The organism is Motilimonas sp. 1_MG-2023 (genome assembly GCF_030547455.1).
GTDB lineage: Bacteria > Pseudomonadota > Gammaproteobacteria > Enterobacterales > CBDFNC01 > Motilimonas.
This window is the reverse complement of sequence record NZ_JAUOPX010000389.1, coordinates 1-204: the sequence shown is the minus strand read 5'-3', so window position 1 is coordinate 204 and position 204 is coordinate 1. Positions and strand designations below refer to the sequence as shown.

At 51.5% G+C, this 204-nt stretch carries 1 tRNA gene; it reads right to left on the bottom strand.

From position 1 onward, the window contains the following. Position 1: 1 nt before the first annotated feature. Positions 2-75, bottom strand: a tRNA-Arg gene (locus tag Q4519_RS22370). Positions 76-204: the final 129 nt, after the last annotated feature.

Genomic DNA, 204 nt, shown 5'->3' with positions numbered 1-204 from the left:
GCGCGCATGGAAGGAGTCGAACCTCCGACCGCCTGGTTCGTAGCCAGGTACTCTATCCAGCTGAGCTACATGCGCGCAGTAAACTTTTTGTCTGGTTTAACAGGTTTCTTATTTACTGCATCAATCGAATTGCTGCAATAAAATGAAAGTGGCGCGCATGGAAGGAGTCGAACCTCCGACCGCCTGGTTCGTAGCCAGGTACTC